Annotated in this window: 18 protein-coding genes; 11 read left to right on the plus strand and 7 right to left on the minus strand. The window is 70.0% G+C overall.

Going from position 1 to position 17,477, the window contains the following annotated elements; all coding sequences use genetic code 11:
* The first annotated feature begins 2 nt into the window (after positions 1-2).
* Genes AC07BS_RS01195 through AC07BS_RS01205 form a run of 3 tightly spaced genes read left to right on the plus strand, consistent with a single transcriptional unit; the run spans position 3 to position 2,428 of the window.
* On the plus strand, positions 3-1,007 hold the full coding sequence (locus tag AC07BS_RS01195) for an SDR family oxidoreductase (protein ID WP_478638823.1): 1,005 nt from the start codon (positions 3-5) through the stop codon (positions 1,005-1,007).
* A gap of 41 nt (positions 1,008-1,048) precedes the next feature.
* A complete protein-coding gene (locus AC07BS_RS01200) occupies positions 1,049-1,699 on the plus strand; it encodes a diguanylate cyclase (protein ID WP_478639412.1) in 651 nt (216 codons plus the stop codon).
* A gap of 48 nt (positions 1,700-1,747) precedes the next feature.
* On the plus strand, positions 1,748-2,428 hold the full coding sequence (locus AC07BS_RS01205) for an HAD family hydrolase (protein ID WP_478638821.1): 681 nt from the start codon (positions 1,748-1,750) through the stop codon (positions 2,426-2,428).
* 28 nt (positions 2,429-2,456) lie between these two features.
* Here AC07BS_RS01205 and AC07BS_RS01210 read toward each other — a convergent pair whose 3' ends face one another.
* A complete protein-coding gene (locus AC07BS_RS01210; RefSeq protein WP_478929225.1) occupies positions 2,457-2,735 on the minus strand; it encodes a hypothetical protein in 279 nt (92 codons plus the stop codon).
* A 336-nt stretch (positions 2,736-3,071) separates the two neighbouring features.
* On the opposite strand from AC07BS_RS01210, the gene ctaD reads away from it, so the two are divergent.
* Positions 3,072-4,790, plus strand: a complete 1,719-nt coding sequence (ctaD, locus tag AC07BS_RS01215) for an aa3-type cytochrome oxidase subunit I (protein ID WP_478929227.1) — start codon at positions 3,072-3,074, stop codon at positions 4,788-4,790.
* Entirely contained in the window at positions 4,787-5,176 is a 390-nt protein-coding gene (ctaF, locus tag AC07BS_RS01220) for an aa3-type cytochrome oxidase subunit IV (protein WP_478638814.1), read from the plus strand. The genes ctaD and ctaF overlap by 4 nt, the downstream gene beginning before the upstream one ends.
* Positions 5,177-5,194: 18 nt before the next feature.
* Here ctaF and qcrB read toward each other — a convergent pair whose 3' ends face one another.
* The 3 genes from qcrB to AC07BS_RS01235 all read right to left on the minus strand — a co-directional run bounded on the left by qcrB (position 5,195) and on the right by AC07BS_RS01235 (position 9,418).
* The gene (qcrB, locus tag AC07BS_RS01225) at positions 5,195-6,835 is read right to left on the minus strand and encodes a cytochrome bc1 complex cytochrome b subunit (RefSeq protein ID WP_478638812.1); all 1,641 of its coding nucleotides are present in this window, start codon (positions 6,833-6,835) and stop codon (positions 5,195-5,197) included.
* A gap of 136 nt (positions 6,836-6,971) precedes the next feature.
* Entirely contained in the window at positions 6,972-8,345 is a 1,374-nt protein-coding gene (locus AC07BS_RS01230; RefSeq protein ID WP_478929230.1) for an FAD-binding oxidoreductase, read from the minus strand.
* 95 nt (positions 8,346-8,440) lie between these two features.
* Entirely contained in the window at positions 8,441-9,418 is a 978-nt protein-coding gene (locus tag AC07BS_RS01235) for an antibiotic biosynthesis monooxygenase (RefSeq protein ID WP_478929232.1), read from the minus strand.
* A gap of 159 nt (positions 9,419-9,577) precedes the next feature.
* On the opposite strand from AC07BS_RS01235, the gene AC07BS_RS01240 reads away from it, so the two are divergent.
* A complete protein-coding gene (locus AC07BS_RS01240; RefSeq protein WP_478929234.1) occupies positions 9,578-10,126 on the plus strand; it encodes a nucleoside deaminase in 549 nt (182 codons plus the stop codon).
* 30 nt (positions 10,127-10,156) lie between these two features.
* On the opposite strand, the gene AC07BS_RS01245 is transcribed toward AC07BS_RS01240, so the two are convergent.
* Entirely contained in the window at positions 10,157-10,495 is a 339-nt protein-coding gene (locus tag AC07BS_RS01245) for a thioredoxin family protein (protein ID WP_478638805.1), read from the minus strand.
* Positions 10,496-10,805: 310 nt separating this feature from the next.
* Here AC07BS_RS01245 and aceA point away from each other — a divergent pair, with 310 nt between their 5' ends.
* From aceA to cobF, 4 genes are all read left to right on the plus strand, one after another.
* The gene (gene aceA / locus AC07BS_RS01250; RefSeq protein ID WP_478929237.1) at positions 10,806-12,140 is read left to right on the plus strand and encodes an isocitrate lyase; all 1,335 of its coding nucleotides are present in this window, start codon (positions 10,806-10,808) and stop codon (positions 12,138-12,140) included.
* Between the two features lie 59 nt (positions 12,141-12,199).
* A complete protein-coding gene (locus AC07BS_RS01255) occupies positions 12,200-13,075 on the plus strand; it encodes a 3-hydroxybutyryl-CoA dehydrogenase (protein WP_478929239.1) in 876 nt (291 codons plus the stop codon).
* Positions 13,076-13,191: 116 nt separating this feature from the next.
* Positions 13,192-14,472, plus strand: a complete 1,281-nt coding sequence (gene thiI / locus AC07BS_RS01260; RefSeq protein WP_478929241.1) for a tRNA uracil 4-sulfurtransferase ThiI — start codon at positions 13,192-13,194, stop codon at positions 14,470-14,472.
* A complete protein-coding gene (gene cobF / locus AC07BS_RS01265) occupies positions 14,469-15,272 on the plus strand; it encodes a precorrin-6A synthase (deacetylating) (protein WP_478638796.1) in 804 nt (267 codons plus the stop codon). The genes thiI and cobF overlap by 4 nt, the downstream gene beginning before the upstream one ends.
* Positions 15,273-15,274: 2 nt before the next feature.
* Here cobF and AC07BS_RS01270 read toward each other — a convergent pair whose 3' ends face one another.
* Positions 15,275-15,688 (minus strand): VOC family protein, encoded by a 414-nt coding sequence (locus tag AC07BS_RS01270; protein WP_478638794.1) that lies wholly within the window; start codon positions 15,686-15,688, stop codon positions 15,275-15,277.
* Between the two features lie 53 nt (positions 15,689-15,741).
* A complete protein-coding gene (locus AC07BS_RS01275; RefSeq protein WP_478929243.1) occupies positions 15,742-16,881 on the minus strand; it encodes an ABC transporter substrate-binding protein in 1,140 nt (379 codons plus the stop codon).
* A 157-nt stretch (positions 16,882-17,038) separates the two neighbouring features.
* On the opposite strand from AC07BS_RS01275, the gene AC07BS_RS01280 reads away from it, so the two are divergent.
* Entirely contained in the window at positions 17,039-17,464 is a 426-nt protein-coding gene (locus AC07BS_RS01280; protein WP_478929245.1) for a MarR family winged helix-turn-helix transcriptional regulator, read from the plus strand.
* The last annotated feature ends 13 nt before the right edge of the window (positions 17,465-17,477 follow it).

Raw genomic sequence — 17,477 nt, forward strand, 5'->3', positions numbered from 1 at the left:
CCATGCCCCAGACGGTCGTCATCACGGGCGCCAGCGCCGGCATCGGCCGGGCCACCGCCCGGCTGTTCGCCCGGCGCGGCGCCCGCATCGCCCTGCTGGCTCGCGGCGGGGCCGGTCTGGCGGCCGCGGCGAAGGACGTGACCCAGCTGGGCGGCCTGGCCCTGCCGGTGCCCACCGACGTCGCCCACCACGCCCAGGTCGAGGCGGCCGCCGACGCCGCCGAGGCGGCCTTCGGGCCGATCGACGTATGGGTCAACGCGGCCTTCACCTCCGTCTTCGCCCCCTTTCCCGACATCGGACCCGACGAGTACGAGCGCGTCACCGAGGTCACCTACCTCGGCTGCGTCCACGGCACCCGGGCCGCCCTGCGCCGTATGACCTCGCGCAACGCCGGCACCATCGTGCAGGTCGGCTCGGCCCTCGGCGCACGCTCCGTTCCCCTGCAGTCCGCCTACTGCGGCGCCAAGCACGCCGTCAACGGCTTCACCTCGGCCGTACGGACCGAACTCCTCAACCAGCACAGCAGAGTGCGCATCACCATCGTGCAGATGCCGGCCGTCAACACCCCTCAGTTCGACTGGGTCCTCTCCCGCCTGCCGCGCCGCCCCCAGCCCGTACCGCCGATCTACCAGCCCGAGGTCGCCGCCCGCGCCGTCGTCTTCGCCGCCGACCATCCACGGCGCAAGCAGTACTACGTCGGTGCCTCCACCGCCGCCACCATCCTCGCCAACAACCTCGCCCCCGCCCTCCTCGACCGCTACCTCGCCCGTACCGGCGTCTCCTCCCAGCAGACGGAGGAACCGGCCCCCACCGGGCGGCCGCACAACCTCTGGAAGCCCGTCGACCAGCAGCCCGGATCCGACTTCGGCGCGCACGGGGCCTTCGACGACCGCGCCCACGCCCACTCGCTCCAGGCCGTCGTCGCCCGCCATCCCGCCCGGACGGTCGCGGCCCTGCTCACCACCGGCTGCCTGGTCCGCCGGTACCTCAGGAACTGCCGTACGTGACCCCGTTCTTCGATCCCGACCTCGACTCCCGGAGGGAAGTCATGCGCATGTCCCGCACCGGACCCGCACGCCGGTGGCCGTCCTGGCGCGACCGCCCCGCCCTGCGCGTCCCGCCCGGCGCCGACGACGTGGAGAACGCCAGCCGTCGCTTCCTGCTGTACGGGGTGATGCCCCTGTGGTTCGTTCCCGGCGTCGCCGACTGGGCGATGCACCGCCGTACCCGCATCGAGGACACCTCCGGCGTACGGGAGTCCGCGGTGCACGCCCTGATGATGACCGAGGCCGGCCTGCCCGTCGTCGCGGGACTGGTCGCGAAGATCAACCCGCTGGTGCTGTCCCTCATGGGCGGCGCTGCCGCGGCGCACGGCGCCACCGCCCTGTGGGACGTCTCCCTCGCCACCCGCGAGCGGGAGGTCCGCCCACTGGAGCAGCACATCCACAGCTTCCTGGAAGTCCTTCCGCTCGCCGCTTTCTCGTTCGCCGCGTGCCTCCACTGGGACAAGGTCCGTGCCGGCCTCGGCGGCGGCACGGGCGCTCCCGACGACTGGAAGCTCGTTCCCAAGGAACACCCGCTCCCCACCGGCTACCTCGCCTCGATCGCCGCGGCGATAGGCGTCTTCGTCGCCCTGCCCTACGGCGAGGAGATGCTCCGGTGCCTGCGTGCCCGTGGGCGCCGCGACGAACGGTCCTGACCACCAGCTCAAGGAGAACCCCGTGCTCTTCACCCCCGGCACAGCGCCGTGAGCGCCCGCCCCCGCGCCGCCCTGTTCGACGTGGACGGCACCCTCGTCGACACGAACTACCTCCACGCGGTGACCTGGTGGGAGGCTTTCCACCGGGCCGGACACCAGGTCGCCATGGCCGACATCCACCACACGATCGGCATGGGCTCGGGCCGCCTGCTGGACCGCCTGCTCGGCGACGACCGCGACCGGGACCGGGACGAGGAACTGAACGCGACGCACAGCGCCGTCTACGCCACCTGGTTCGACCGGCTCCCCGTCCTGGACGGTGCCCCCGAACTGCTGCGGGCCCTGTCCGGCCGCGGCTGGCGTGTGGTGCTGGCCACCTCCGCGTCGGCCGAGGAACTCGCCGCCCTGCGCGGCGCCATCGGCGCCGACGACGCCGTCCACGCCGCCACCAGCGCGGACGACGTGGACGCGACCAAACCCGCGCCCGACCCCGTGCACCGCGCCCTGGAGCAGGCCGGGACGGACCCGGAACGCGCCCTGTTCGTCGGGGACACGGTGTGGGACGTCGACGCCTCGCGCGCGGCGGGCGTCGAGTGCGTCGCCTTCCTCTCGGGCGGCATCAGCCGCACCGAACTCGAGGACGCGGGAGCCCTCGCGATCTACCACGACCCGGCCGCGCTGCTGGCCCGGCTCGACGACAGCCCCTTCGCCCGGCTGGAGCAGGCCTGACCAGCCGCTTCCCTCGGCCCGGCAGGGCTCAGATCTCCTCCTCCATGCGGATCGCGTCGCGCAGCTCGTCGAAGGCCCTGCTGCCGCCGTTCCCCTCGTGGTGCTCCAGCAGGGCCTTCGCGATCGCGTCCAGCTTGCGCTGAATGGCGTGCTCGGCCCGAAGCTCGGAATTCTTGAGCAGGGCCAGCAGGAGGAGTGTCAGGCAGGTCATCAGGCCCGCGGAGAGCAGCTCGGTCTCGATCGAGGTGTGGACGACGTGCACGGCGACGAAATTGGCGACCAGCAGGAGGCACAATCCGAAGAACATGCGTGAGCTGGTGAAGTGGGAGGCTTTCTCGGCGAACCTCTCGAACGGCCTGCGACGCTCGCCGCCGCCTTCGGCGGGGTGTCGGATTCTCACCCGTCTTCCCGTACCCGCCCGGCCCGCCGGCCAGCCGTGCCGGGGGTGAGCCTCGCGCGATCGGCGGAGTCGGCGTTCAGGCGCGGAATGCTCCGTTTGCCTGGTCACAGGTTTGCGGGAATCCTGCCGAGGTTACACAGACGTGGCTGTTCAGCGGAAGGTCGCAGCAGATACAGCAGAAGGGCACGACGTGGCGGCACAGTCACCGGTGCGGAGTGCTCCCGAGTGCTCTCCGGAGGGGCGATGCCGCAGCTGGAAGACGATCGCAGCCGGGAGCACGCCGACGACGCCGCTCCGCCCGAACCCCGTACGGGGCTGGGCGGCAGGCTCGTGGACTACCTCACCACGACCGACCACAAGACGATCGGGAACATGTACCTGGTCACCTCGTTCGGGTTCTTCCTGATCGGGGGACTCCTGGCGATGCTGATGCGCGCGGAGCTGGCCCGCCCCGGCCTGCAGATCTTCAGCACGACGCAGTACAACCAGCTGTTCACCATTCACGGCACGCTCATGATGCTGCTCTTCGCGACCCCGGCGTTCACCGGGTTCGCCAATGCCATCATGCCGCTGCAGATCGGCGCCCCCGACGTCGCCTTCCCCCGCCTCAACGCCCTGACCTACTGGCTTTTCCTCTTCGGGGGGCTGATGGTCGTCTCCGGGATCGTCGTGCCCGGTGGCCCCGCCGCTTTCGGATGGTTCGCCTACGCCCCGCTCAACTCGGCCGTCCACTCGCCCGGCGCGGGAGGCGACCTGTGGGCCATGGGCCTGGTCCTGGCCGGTCTGAGCACCACCCTGGGCGCCGTCAATTTCATCGCCACCATCCTGTGCCTCAGGGCCCCCGGCATGACGATGTTCAGGATGCCGATGTTCACCTGGAACGTCCTGTTCACCGCGATCCTCGTCCTGCCGGCCTTCCCCGTCCTGACGGCGGCCCTGTTCGCGCTGGAGGCGGACCGGAAATTCGGCGCGCACGTGTTCGACGCCGCGAACGGAGGGGCGTTGCTCTGGCAGCACCTGTTCTGGTTCTTCGGCCACCCCGAGGTCTACATCGTGGCCCTGCCGTTCTTCGGCATCATCACGGAGATCATCCCGGTGTTCAGCAGGAAGCCGGTCTTCGGCTACGCCGGAATGGTGGGCGCCACCATCGCCATCACCATGCTCTCCGCGACGGTCTGGGCCCATCACATGTTCGCCACCGGCGCGGTGCTGCTGCCTTTCTTCTCGCTGCTGTCCTTCCTGATCGCGGTGCCGACCGGAGTGAAGTTCTTCAACTGGATCGGCACCATGTGGCGGGGCAGCATCTCCTTCGAGACGCCGATGCTGTGGGCGATCGGCTTCATGGTCACCTTTCTGCTGGGCGGGCTCAGCGGGGTCCTCATCGCGTCGCCCCCGCTGGACTTCCACCTGACCGACAGCTACTTCATCGTCGCCCACCTCCACTACGTCCTCTTCGGCACCATCGTCTTCGCCCTGTTCGGCGGCTTCTACTTCTGGTGGCCCAAGCTGACCGGCAAGATGCTGGACGAACGCATCGGCAGGATCCACTTCTGGACCCTGTTCACCGGGTTCCAGACGACCTTTCTCGTCCAGCACTGGCTCGGCGAATCGGGAATGCCCCGCCGCTACGCCGACTACCTGGCCGCCGACGGATTCACCGCCCTCAACACCGTCTCCTCCATCGGCGCGTTCCTGCTCGGCCTGTCCACCCTGCCGTTCCTCTACAACGTCTGGAAGACGGCGCGCTACGGGGAGAAGGTCGAGACCGACGATCCCTGGGGATTCGGCCGCTCGCTGGAATGGGCGACCGGCTGTCCGCCGCCGCGCCACAATTTCGACGCGATTCCGCGCATCCGCTCCGACTCGCCCGCCTTCGACCTCCACCACCCCGACGTACTCGGCCTGCCGGTCGGCGGCGAGGCGGCGCCTACCCCCGACACCCTGGGAGGACAGAAGGAATGAAGACGGAGGCCTACATCTTCGCCGGCGTCGCGGTCTTCTTCCTCGTCACCGACGCCGTCTACATCTGGCTCGCCCGAGAACCCGCCGGCGGGGCGGCGCTCACCGTCGCCTTCCTCATGGCGTCGGTCATCTCCTTCTTCTGCGCGGTGAACCACCACCGCAGGGGCGACAGACCGGAGGACCGCCCCGACTCGCGGATCCACGAGCGGGCCGGCACGCTGGGCTTCTTCCCGCCGCACAGCGGCTACCCGCCCCTCACGGCCATGGGCGCCACCCTGGCCGTGCTGGGCATCGTCTACGGGCTGTGGCTGTTCATCATCGGCATCGGCGTCACGATGGCCGGAGTGCTCGGGATGGCCCTCCAGTTCACGGACGTGGACGACTGAGGGCGGATGCCTCCGCGGCTACTCCTCCCGCGTCTCCGCCCCGGCGAGCGGGCCCGCCGTGCGGGCCGATGCCTGGAGCCGCTGCTCAGGGGTGGCCGGCATCTCCACCCGCTGCCGGTAGAACCAGCCGCTCAGCGCCGCCCGCAGCCGGTACCGGCGGGACGACCCGGCCTCGGGAGGGGCCAGGGGCGCCGGGATGTCGCGTACCAGCAGCCGGTAGTGGAACGAGGCGTCCAGCGCCCGGCCACCCTCGCTGAAACCGCCCTCCGGGGACTGGGCGACCGCTCCCGTCTCCTCGCCCTCCTCCAGCCGCCGGCGGTCACGGGCCTGGAGCGCCAGGCAGACCCGCTTGGTGACGAGGAAGGCCAGCACCGGCCCGGCGATCACCGCCACGCGGAAGATCCAGGTCAGCGCCTCGACGGAGATCCGGAAGGTCATCGCCATGACGTCGTTGCCGCCGGCCGCCAGCAGCACCCCGTAGAACACCACGGCGGCCACCCCCAGGCCCGTCCGGACGGGCCGGTCGCGCGGCCGGTCGCACAGATGGTGTTCCAGGTGGTCCCCGGTGACCCACTTCTCGAAGAAGGGGTAGCAGTAGAGCACGAGGAACAGCAGCCCCGGCAGCACCACCGCGGGCAGGAGGACGTTCCACATGACCGTGTGCCCGCCCACCGCGCTCTCCCACGGCGGCATCAGGCGCAGGGCCCCCTCCAGGAAGCCCACGTACCAGTCCGGCTGCGCGTCCGTCGACACCTGATCGGCACGGTAGGGGCCGAACGCCCAGACGGGATTGATCTGCGCGAGAGCGCTGAGCACCGTGAGCACTCCGAAGACCATGAAGTTCAGCCCCGCCGACTTCATGGTGAACTGCGGGACCATCGGCATACCGACGGCGTTGCTGTTCGTCCGTCCCCGCTCGGCCCAGTGCGTGTGCTTCAGATACACGACCAGCAGCAGGTGCGCCGCGATCAACGCGATCAGCAGCCCCGGCACGAACAGCACATGCACGATGTACAGGCGCTTCATCACGGCCTGCCCCGGGAACGACCCGCCCCACACGAGGAAACTCAGATGCGTGCCGACGACCGGGATCGACAGCACGATCGAGTTGGCGGTACGCATCCCGGTGCCCGACAGCAGGTCGTCCGGCAGCGAGTAGCCGCAGAAGCCCTCCAGCAGCGCGAGCATGAACAGCGTCACGCCGATCATCCAGTTGAGCTCACGCGGCCGCCGGAAGGCCCCGGTGAAGAAGACGCGCAGCATGTGCACCCCCAGGGCGGCCACGAAGACCAGGGCCGCCCAGTGGTGCATCTGCCGGATCAGCAGGCCGCCGCGCACGTCGAATGTGATGTCGAGCGTCGAGGCGTAGGCGCCGGTGACGAGCAGCCCGCGCAGCGGCCCGTACGAGCCGTCGTACGGGACCTCGGTCATGTCCGGCTCGAAGAAGAAGGTCAGATAGCTGCCGGTGAGGATCAGTAGGACGAAGCTGTAGAGGGCGAGCTCACCCAGGAGGAACGACCAGTGGTCGGGGAAGGCCTTCCGGAGCAGCGCCCCGGCCGCCTCCGAGACCGGGGCGCGGCGGTCGAGCGCGACATACCCCGTGACGGCGGCCTGACGCGCCCGGGCCTTGAGCGCTGCCCTCCGCTTCCGCAGCAGCATGCGTTTCCCGCTCCCTCTCGGATCGATCCGACCGGCCGGCTCGCGGCAACCCCGACGGATAGATCACGGCACAGGCCCGCCCGCCCACCCGAGACTCCCGGCCCGACGGGCCGAGGGGTTCGCTCCATCGGGTGCATCACGGCGTGAGGTAGGAGTGGAACAGGTTCTCCGGGTCCCAGCTCGCCTTGAGCTCCCGCAAACGGTCCCAGGCGGCTGGAGTGTACGAGCGCCGGGCGGCGGCCGCGCCGGCCTCCAGGTCGGCCTCGGCGATGTAGTGGCCGCCGTGCCCCGACGGGTCCGCGGCACCCATCGCCTCCCGCAGCCACCGGGCGTTGGCCTCGTCCTCGGCCGCGTCGTCCCAGATCGCGTAGCAGACGAGATACGAGTCGCCGAGCGGGGAGAAGGCCATGGCGCGCAGCAGGGCCGGCTCCTCGGACACCGGCTGCACCGGGGCCAGCACGAGGGACCGGCCGGAGGGGGCGCGCGCGATCGCGTCGGCCGTTCGGGTCAGCTGGGTCTCGTAGGTCTCCGCCGACCACAGCGTGTCCGCCGCGTAGCGGCGCTCGGGCGGCCACAGTCCGCCGGCGCCCGCGTGGAGGGCGGCGAAGGAGGTGGGTTCGGGCGGTTGCCGGGAAACGGCGCTCGTGGCGAAGGGGCAGCCGGACACGGGGGCCAGTGAGGCGAGCGCTTCCTCCGGTGTCGCGGCGAACGAGGTGGCCCCGACCACCACCCTCGCTCCCGCCGGGTCCGGTGTCCCGGGCGTGGCGGTGGCGGAGGCCGTGAGGACAAGAGCGGTCTCGACGTTCGGTGGGAGTTCGCGCGCGGTCCGTTCCGCCCAGCCCGCCACGCGGCCGGTGTCGGACAGCGGGAACGTCAGACTCGTCGTCGTGATGGACGCCGGCTGGGCGTGGAGGCCGAGCCGGAAGCCGGTGACGACGGCGAAGAAGCCGGGCCCCGCGCCCCGAGCGGCCCAGAAGAGGTCACCGTTCTCCGTCTCGGAGCAGCTCACCGTGCGGCCGTCGGCCGTGACGGCCCGGATCTCCTGGACGTCGGCGCATGACACGCCCCATGCGCGGGAGTTCCAGCCCAGCCCGCCGCTGAGCAGGTATCCGCCCACGGCGACGGAGGGGCAGTGGCCCACGGGGAAGGCGAGCCGGTGCGGGCCGAGCGCCGCGACCAGGTCCCGGCCGGTCGCGGCCGGCCCCACCGTGGCGGTCGCCGACCCGGCGTCGACACGGCACTCCGCGAGCAGCGACAGGTCGATCAGCAGCCCGCCGTCCCGGAGCTGGGACCCGGACCAGTTGTGACCGCCCGAGACCGTCGACACGCGCAGCCCATGGGACCGGGCATAGGCCAGGGCGTGGGAGACGTCCGCTTCGGACCCGGGCCGCACGACGGCGGCGGGGAACCGCTCGGGCTTGAGCCCGTTCCAGACCGCGCCGGTCCTGGCGCTCTCGTAGCCTGGGTCGCCGCGCCGTATCAGCGTCCCCTCGACGGCTTCTTCGGACATCATGGCCTCCTCGCCTCGCCCGGCCGGCATGGGAAGCGGTCGGTGCGTGAGCGGTGAGTGCGTGCGTGGTCGGTACGTGGTCGGTGCGTGAGCGGTCAGTGTGTGATCAGTCCGAAGACGGCGATGGCCACCAGATAACAGAGCACCACCACGGCCGCGCCCACCAGATCGACGCGGCGGCCGCGTGCGCGCGCGGGCACCAGCCAGAAGGCGAGCGCCTTGTTCACCAGAGGCATCAGCAGCCAGGTCAGCGCGCTGACGCTCAGCATGTTCCCGATGAACAGACCGAGATATCCGGGAACACCGAGACTGGTCAGCTCGACACCCTCGGTCAGGTTCAGCACCATCACGGTGGGATAGAGCGCCAGGAGCACGGACATGGCCTGTTTCCAGTTGGGCGGAGCACTGCCCTGCGCTCCCTCACCGAAACGGAACCAGCCGCTGAACGCCGATCCGACCTTGCGCACGTCGTAGGCGCCGAAATAGTTGCGCCCCTCCTCCAGCAGCGCCGCGCGGACATCGGAGGTGAGCCATGCGTCGAGGTGTTCTCGCGTGTCGAAGCGGAAGACGACGACCCAGCGCTCCTGCACCCCCTGGACGGGCCTGAACAACTCGGATCCCATGAATCCGGGTGCCTTCTCCTGCGCCTTGAGGGTTTTCGTCTGCCAACGCAGGAACCCCTGTTCCTGTCCGGGCTTCACCTCGTGCGAGATGACGGCCGTGACGGCCTCCGGCGGCCGCTCGGGAGCGGCACCGCCGCGGAGCACTTCCTGGCTCGGTGGGCCGTCGAACAGCTCCCGCCCTTCGGCGAGCAACTCCTGCCTTCGGGGCGAGTTCAACCAAGCGGTCAGGGAGTCGATCCCGGAGAAACGGAAGACGGCTACCCATTCGTTCTCTTCGCCGGTTTCGGGCGAGTAGACCTCCGCGCCCTCGAACCCGTTGAATTCGCGGGCGGCCTCGTTCGTCCTGTCCTGCCAGCGCCGGTAGTCCTCGACGCGATCCGCGTGCACCTTCTGCGAGATCACGACGGTGGCGTTGTTGGACCCGGCATCACGGCTTGCACGGGAACCCACCCGAGTTAGGCTAGTACATATACAACTTACAGGTCAAATCCGGCATTTCAGTGCAGGTGTGCTCGTACTTATTCGTGAACGTTCAGCCTTATTCGGCGATGCCGATCCCTTTATTCAGCGATGCCGATCGGAGATTTTGTGATGGGACACAAAGAGTTCATGGCCGAAGCGGTACGACTCGCCACGGAGTCGGTGGAGAACGGCTGGGGCGGTCCGTTCGGTGCGGTGATCACCTGCGATGGCGACATCATCGCGCGCGGGCAGAACCGCGTCCTTCTGACCAGCGATCCGACGGCCCACGCCGAGATGGAGAGCATCCGCAAGGCCGTGCAGCGACTCAACCCCGAAGCTCCTTCGGTTTCCGAGGAGCACCAGAACGAGAGCATTCTGGAGTACGTGCCCCGCCCCGACGGCTCACCGGACCCGGTTCCCGAGCGGGCCCGGATGCTTCAGGGCTGCTCCATCTACATCAGCGGCGCCCCGTGCCCGATGTGCATGAGCGCCATCTACTGGTCGCGGATAGACGCCGTGTACTTCAGCCAGGACCTGGACGACACACGTCGGATCGGATTCGACGACGCCTTCCAGTACGAGGACTTCACGAGGCCTTTCAGTGAGCGGAGAATCAAGGTCGAGCAGATCCTTCCCGAGCTCGGCGCCCAGGCCTACGACGCCTGGATGAACAAGTCGGACCGGCACGCGTACTGACCGCCCCCGCCCCCGCACGGTTCGTTCCCGTCACCCCGGGCCCGTCGTCGTCGCCCCGCGGATCAGGTCCCGCAAGTCGTCCGGGGTCGGGGCCACCCTCTCGGCGCGTTCGGTACCGCCGGCGAAGATCACGAACGCGGGTACGGGGCCGATCTTCGCTCGCTGGACGATGTCCTGCGCCGTGTCGGTGTCGACGCAGTAGAAATCGATCGCATCGGTGAATTCGCCGCGTTCGGAGAGCTCCTCGAAGGCCGGGACGATCGTATGGCTGAGGCTGCCCCACCGGGTGTAGAAGCCCACGACCACGGGCTTGGCCTGGACGATCGCCCGCTCGAAGTCCTCAAGGCTCGTCAACGGTGTGACTGGCATGTTCTCCCGCTCTCCGCGACGGCTCCCCCTCCCTCTCCTCAGCTTTCCACGCGCACGCCCGCGTCGCACCGCGCCGCATCCCGGAGGACTTGGCACGCTTCGCAAAAGGCGTGACGAAGATTCGCAACACTTGGCGGACGGCCCTCCTTGATGGCACTCAGTGCCACTGCCAGAGTCGTGTTGCGGCCCACCGGAAGGGCATGGCGAGCCGCACCTCCAACCGACGGCGAGACAGCGACGTTCCCTTCGCACCCTTCACAGCCTTGGCAGGCAGGCAGGCGATGCGGAGCGCGACGAGCGGGAGACGACCATGACCCAGGCCCAGGCCCAGTCCCAGTCCCAGGTCCAGGCACAGGCCCAGGCACAGGCGACGGCGGCAGCGACAGCGGAAGCGCTGACCGCACGGTGGGCGACCGACCCTCGCTGGCAGGGCATCGAGCGCATCCACACAGCACAGGACGTCGTCCGGCTGTCCGGCAGCGTCCGCGAGGAGCACACCCTCGCCCGGCGCGGCGCCGAGCGCCTCTGGCGGCAGCTGCACGAACGCGACTACGTCCACGCCCTGGGCGCGCTCACCGGCGGCCAGGCCGTGCAGATGGTCAGGGCCGGGTTACAGGCGATCTACCTGTCCGGCTGGCAGGTCGCCGCCGACGCCAACCAGGCCGGGCACACCTACCCCGACCAGAGCCTCTACCCCGCCAACTCCGTCCCTCAGGTCGTGCGCCGCGTCAACAACGCCCTCCTGCGCGCCGACCAGATCGCCACCGCCGAAGGCGGCACCGACACCACCGACTGGCTGGCCCCCATCGTCGCCGACGCCGAGGCGGGCTTCGGCGGCCCCCTCAACGCCTTCGAGCTCACCAAGGCGATGATCGCCGCCGGCGCGGCCGGCATCCACTACGAGGACCAGCTCGCCTCCGAGAAGAAGTGCGGCCACCTCGGCGGCAAGGTCCTCGTCCCCACCTCCCAGCACATCCGCACCCTCAACGCCGCCCGCCTCGCCGCCGACATCGCCGACGTGCCCACCCTCATCGTGGCTCGCACCGACGCGCTGGCCGCCACCCTGCTGACCAGCGACGTCGACGAGGCCGACGCGCGGTTCTGCACGGGGGAGCGCACGGCGGAGGGCTTCCACCGGGTACGCGACGGCATGGCGCCGGCCATCGCCCGCGGCCTGGCCTACGCCCCCTACGCCGACCTCATCTGGGTGGAGACCGGCACCCCGGACCTGGCCCAGGCCCGTGCCTTCGCCGAGGCGATCCACGCCCGCTTCCCCGGCAAGATGCTCGCCTACAACTGCTCGCCGTCCTTCAACTGGAAGGCCGCCCTCGACGACGACCAGATCGCCAAGTTCCAGCGCGAACTGGGCGCCATGGGCTACCGGTTCCAGTTCATCACCCTGGCCGGCTTCCACTCCCTCAACCACGCCATGTTCGACCTCGCCCGCGGCTACGCCGAGTACGGCATGACCGCCTACGTCGACCTCCAGGAGCGCGAGTTCGCCGCCCGGGCCGACGGGTTCACCGCCGTCAAGCACCAGCGCGAGGTCGGCACCGGCTACTTCGACCTGGTCTCCACCGCCGTCAACCCCGCCTCCTCCACCACCGCGCTCACCGGCTCCACCGAGGAGGAGCAGTTCCACTAGGCGCTCGCGGACCCCCACCACCTCGTACGCCACCCCTTTCCCCGATCGGAGGCACAGTCGTGACCACCACCCTCACCCTCACCCGCGTCGGCATCGTCGGCGGCGGTCAGATGGGCTCCGGCATCGCCGAGGTCTGCGCCCGCGCCGGCCTCGACACCGTGGTCTGCGAAGCGGACGCCACCGCCGCGCGTGCCGCACGGGACCGCGTCACCGCCTCCCTCGAACGCGCCGTCGCCAAGGACAAGCTGGACGCGGCCGGCGCCGAGGACGCGCTCGACCGGCTCGTCTTCTCCGGCAGCCTCGACGACCTCGCCGACCGCCACCTCGTCGTCGAGGCCGTCAGCGAGAACGCCGAGCTGAAGACGGACGTCTTCACCGCCCTCGACAAGATCGTCGAAGACCCGGAGGCGATCCTCGCCACCAACACCTCCTCGATCCCCGTCATGCGCCTGGGCATGGCCACCCGCCGCGCCGACCGCGTCGTCGGCCTGCACTTCTTCAACCCCGTGCCCGTCCTGCCCCTGATGGAGATCGTCCCCTCCCTCCACACCGCGGCCGCGACCGTGGACACCGTCGAGGCCTTCGCCACCCACACGCTGGGCAGGACGGCCATCCGCTCCCAGGACCGCGCCGGCTTCGTCGTCAACGCCCTCCTGATCCCCTACCTCCTCTCCGCCATCCGCATGGCCGAATCCGGCTTCGCCACCGCGACCGACCTCGACACCGGCATGGAGCTCGGCTGCGCCCACCCCATGGGCCCCCTCAGGCTCGCCGACCTCATCGGCCTGGACACCGTCGCCTCCATCGCGGAATCCCTGTACGAGGAGTTCAAGGAGCCCCTCTACGCCCCGCCCCCGTTGCTGCTGCGCATGGTCGAGGCGGGGCTGCTGGGCCGCAAGTCCGGCAGGGGGTTCCACAGCTACGGCCGGAGCTGAAGAACGGGAAGTGGCCCTGGGGCTTAATGTGGTGGAAGCGGCGGGTTCGTCCCGCGGCAGGGCGGACCATCACGGCCGCCCCGGGGCCCGTGACGTGGCGCGTGAAGGAGGATTCCGTGTCCTGGCAGCCGAGTGCCCCGGGCACCGGGTCCCCCCGTCCGCCCGAGCCCCCGTACTGTGTCCTCCTCAAGCCCGGCGAGCTGTTCCTCAGGGGACGCAACCGCGACCGCTTCGAGCGGCGGCTGCACGACAACCTGCGGTACGCACTGCGCGGGATCGGCGGGTCGACCTGGATCAAGAGCACCCAGCACGTGACCGTCCTCGGCGGCCAGGTCCCGCTGGAGGACCTGGTGGACCGGGCGCGCCGGGTCATCGGCCTCAGCGCGGTGGAGCCGGCCGTACGGATCCCCACCACGGTGGAGGACATCTGCTCGGCGACGGTGGAGGCACTGCGCGAGCTGCGGACGCGCCGCCCGGAATTCAGCTTCGCGGTACGCGCCCGCCGCCGGGACAAGAGCTTCCCGCTCACCTCCACCGAGCTCGAACGCCACGTCGGACGCGTCGTCCAGGAGGCCCTCGGCCTGCCCGTGGATCTCCGCGACCCCGGCGTCCGGATCTCCCTGGAGGTCGGACGGCAGGAGACCTACCTGTCGTGGCTGCGCCACAAGGGCCAGGGCGGCCTGCCGGTGGGAACCAGCGGTCGCGCCCTCGTCCTGCTCTCCGGCGGCTACGACTCGCCCGTCGCCGCCCACCGCGCCATGCGTCGCGGCCTGAGCTGCGACTTCGTCCACTTCACCGGCGCCCCCTATACGAACGCCTCCTCCGTCTACAAGGCCTACGCGCTCGCCCGCGAGCTCAACCGCTACCAGCCCGCCGGCGAGCTGTACGTCATCGCGCTGGGCACGGCGCAGAAGCGGCTGGCCATCGCGGGCGCGGGAAAGCTCCAGGTGGTGGCCCAGCGGCGGCTGATGGTCCGTACGGCCGGCGCACTGGCCCGGCGCCTGGGCGCCGAGGCCGTGGTCACCGGCGACAACCTCGGGCAGGTCGCCAGCCAGACCCTGACCAACCTGGCCGCCGTCGACCAGGCCGCGCCCCTCCCCGTCCTGCGCCCGCTGCTCGCCTGGGAGAAACAGGAGATCATCGACGAGGCCCGGGCCATCGGTACCGCCGAGGTCTCCGTGCTGCCCGACGAGGACTGCTGCGAGCTCCTCGCCCCGCGGCGCGTGTCCACCCGGGCCCATGTCCCCGACCTGGAACGAGTGGAGAAGCGCATCGAGATGGACGAGATCATCGAGGAACTCCTGCACGCCGCACAATGCATGCGGCCGGGCGAGGAAGAGGAGACGGGGACGGGGACGGGGACGGCGTGCGCGGTGCCCGGGGCGGGCCGGCGATGACGGACGCCACGAGGAACGTCCTCGTCATCGGCATCGGCTCCGGCGACCCCGAGCACCTGACCCTGGCCGCCGTACGGGCGATGAACCGCGTCGACGTCTTCTTCCTCCTGGACAAGGGCCAGGAGAAATCGGACCTCGGCCGGCTGCGCACCGCGATGCTCGACGAGCATGTGACGCGCCCTCATCGCGTCGTCGAGGTCGCCGACCCGTGGCGCGACCGCGGGTCGCACGACGCCACCGGATACGGCTCGGCGGTCGCCGACTGGCTGCGCCGGCGCTCCGCGCTCTACGAGCGGCTGATCAGCGAGGAACTGGCGCCCGGCGAATGCGGCGCCTTCCTCGTCTGGGGCGACCCTTCGCTGTACGACAGCACCCTCCCCGTCCTGGACGACGTGCTCTCCCGCGGCCGGGTGTCCTTCGCGTACGAGGTCGTGCCGGGGGTGAGCAGCGTCTCCGTCCTGGCCGCGCGGCACCGCGTCACGGTCAGCCGGGTCGGCCACCCGGTCCGCATCACCCCCGGCCGCCGGCTGCCCGAGGCCCCGCCCGGCGAGGCCGAGGACGTCGTGGTGATGCTGGACGCCGAGCAGGCCTTCACCCACTGCCGGGGCAGGGGCCTGTGGATCTACTGGGGCGCCTACCTCGGCACCCCGGACGAGATCCTGGTGTCCGGGCCGCTGGACGAGGTGGCCGACACCATCGTCGAGCGGCGGGCCGAGGCGCGGGAGCGGCACGGCTGGATCATGGACTCCTACCTGCTGCGCCCCATCGAGGCGGTGGGCAAGGGGGCTCCCTCCGACTGACCTCAGCCGAGGGCCGGACCGGTGCCGGGCCGGTCGAGCTGGATGAGGTCCCAGCGGTTCCCGTACAGGTCCTGGAAGACGGCGACCGTGCCGTACGCCTCCTTGCGGGGCGCTTCCTCGAACACGACCCCGGCCGCCCGCATCCGCTCGTAATCGCGCTCGAACGCGTCGGTGTTCAGCAACCAGCCGACCCGACCGCCGGTCTGGTCCCCGATACGCGCCTCCTGTTCGCCGGTCGCGGCCCTGGCCAGGAGCACGGCTGTTTCCCGTGCCCCCGGCGGGGCGACGACCACCCACCGCTTCTCGTCGCCGAGGCGGGTGTCCTCCAGGAGGTCGAAGCCGAGGGCGTCGCGATAGAAGGCGATGGCTTCGTCGTAGTCACGTACGACGACGGTCACGAGTCCGAGATAGCTCATCGGGTGATCATGCCCGTACGCGGTACGGACGCGCCATCCCCGATGGCGTGGGCTCAGCCCTGGGTGCCGTTCTGGTCGACGGGGTAAAGGCCGAGCTTGCCCTCGGGGTCGGCGGGGTCGGCGCCCTTGACGTCACCGACGTAGAGGTTGACGCGGGCCTTGAAGCGGTCGAGGGCGGCGCGGTCGCTCATGAACTCACCGAGGCCGAGCGGGTTCATGTTGGCGTAGTCGAAGATGCCCTTGCGGCCGGCCGGGGCGGCGACGTCGGTGCGGGAGCTCCAGCCGTAGGACTTCTCCTGGTACTGCTTCGACAGGATCCAGCTCAGGTACAGCTTGGCGGCGGCCTTGTGCGGGGCGTCCTTGAGGATGGCGCCGGTCTGCGGCCAGGCGACCCAGGGCGACTTCTCCGGGATGCTGGTCCTCGACAGGCCGCTGGAGCTGCCCGAGCTGCCGAAGTTCGCCACGTACCCGTCCTTGCCGACCTGGGCGGAGGCGTCGGCGGTGCCGCGGACGAACTTGGGGTTCTGGGCGCGCAGCTTCTTCAGGTAGTCGAAGCCGTACGTGTCGGTGAGCTGCTTGAAGTAGTAGAGGACGGCGTCGTCGTCGTTGGGGTAGGTGAAGACGAGCTTGTCCTTGAACTCCGGCTTGAGGAAGTCCTCGGCCTCGACGGGCGCGTTGTCGCCGAGCGTGGTTGCGGTGACGTTGGCGAAGCCGATGAAGAACAGGCCGGTGTAGTAGCCGTCCTTGTCCTTGATCCGGTCGTAGACCTTGTTCCAGCCGACCGGCTTGTACTTCTCCAGCGCCCCTTCCTTCTTCCAGCGCGGGAAGTCGTCGAGGGTCTGGAGGTGGACGACGTCGGCCACGACCTTGTGCTCGGCGATCTGGTTGTCGAGGCGCGCGTCGTGGTTCTTGCTGAAGTCGACGACGGTGTCGACCTTCATCTTGGGGAACTGCTTCACGAACGCGTTCTTGAGGTAGTCGGCCTGGCCGGGCTTGTCACCGCCGGCGTAGACCACCAGCCGGCCGCCCTCGGCCTGGGCTTCCTTGTACAGCTGCCGCAACTGCTCGTCCTCGCTCGCGGCCGCCTTCGAGGGGTGGGGAGCGGAGGGGCCGGCGGCGGCGACGGTGGCTCCGGTCGCGGCGAGTACGGCGAGGGCGACGGCGGTGGTCCATGCCGTGCGGGTGGTCTTCACATCGACTCCTTCGGGGGTGCGCATGTGTGGCGTGAGGGGAAATCTTGAAACTTCAAGAACGAGAGCGACTCTAGCCCTTCGATACTTAAACTTTCAATAAAACTGACGCGCGCTCGTGGGATAGCTATGCAGCATAGCTATGTGGCATAGTTATTTTATGGACATCGACCAGGCCAACCTGTTCCGCCGGAACCTCATGGCCCTGCACCGGCGGCTGCGCGAGGAACACATCGGGGGCATCCCGATGAACGAGGTCCTGGTGCTCGGGGCCGTCGACCGGCACGGAGTCGACGCCCGCCCGAGCGTCATCGCCGACGACCTCCGCATGGCCAGGTCCAACCTCGCCGCTCTGCTGCGGCGCCTGGAGACCAAGGAGCTCGTCGAGCTCACGCCCGACCCCGCCGACGGCCGGCGCAGCGTCATCGGACTGACACCGACCGGCCGAGAGCTCATCGCACGTGACCGCGCGGAGCGTGAGCAGTGGCTGGTGAGGGCCGCCGCCGCGGTGCTGAGCCCGTCGGAGACCGAGCAGCTCCTGACCGCCGGTGCCCTGATGCAACGCATCGCCGACTTCCGCGAATGACCCCTTACAACCC

The organism is Streptomyces sp. NPDC044063 (assembly GCF_056434285.1).

What these genes read in the sequence shown, in the direction of transcription:
- AC07BS_RS01230 (WP_478929230.1), bottom strand. Translation starts at nt 8,345, where the DNA reads ATGTCCGAAGAAGCCGTCGAGGGGACGCTGATACGGCGCGGCGACCCA.
- ctaD (WP_478929227.1), top strand. Translation starts at nt 3,072, where the DNA reads ATGCCGCAGCTGGAAGACGATCGCAGCCGGGAGCACGCCGACGACGCC.
- AC07BS_RS01210 (WP_478929225.1), bottom strand. Translation starts at nt 2,735, where the DNA reads ATGTTCTTCGGATTGTGCCTCCTGCTGGTCGCCAATTTCGTCGCCGTG.
- aceA (WP_478929237.1), top strand. Translation starts at nt 10,806, where the DNA reads ATGACCCAGGCCCAGGCCCAGTCCCAGTCCCAGGTCCAGGCACAGGCC.
- AC07BS_RS01280 (WP_478929245.1), top strand. Translation starts at nt 17,039, where the DNA reads ATGGACATCGACCAGGCCAACCTGTTCCGCCGGAACCTCATGGCCCTG.
- AC07BS_RS01240 (WP_478929234.1), top strand. Translation starts at nt 9,578, where the DNA reads ATGGCCGAAGCGGTACGACTCGCCACGGAGTCGGTGGAGAACGGCTGG.
- cobF (WP_478638796.1), top strand. Translation starts at nt 14,469, where the DNA reads ATGACGGACGCCACGAGGAACGTCCTCGTCATCGGCATCGGCTCCGGC.
- qcrB (WP_478638812.1), bottom strand. Translation starts at nt 6,835, where the DNA reads ATGCTGCTGCGGAAGCGGAGGGCAGCGCTCAAGGCCCGGGCGCGTCAG.
- AC07BS_RS01245 (WP_478638805.1), bottom strand. Translation starts at nt 10,495, where the DNA reads ATGCCAGTCACACCGTTGACGAGCCTTGAGGACTTCGAGCGGGCGATC.
- AC07BS_RS01195 (WP_478638823.1), top strand. Translation starts at nt 3, where the DNA reads ATGCCCCAGACGGTCGTCATCACGGGCGCCAGCGCCGGCATCGGCCGG.
- ctaF (WP_478638814.1), top strand. Translation starts at nt 4,787, where the DNA reads ATGAAGACGGAGGCCTACATCTTCGCCGGCGTCGCGGTCTTCTTCCTC.
- AC07BS_RS01200 (WP_478639412.1), top strand. Translation starts at nt 1,049, where the DNA reads ATGCGCATGTCCCGCACCGGACCCGCACGCCGGTGGCCGTCCTGGCGC.
- AC07BS_RS01270 (WP_478638794.1), bottom strand. Translation starts at nt 15,688, where the DNA reads ATGAGCTATCTCGGACTCGTGACCGTCGTCGTACGTGACTACGACGAA.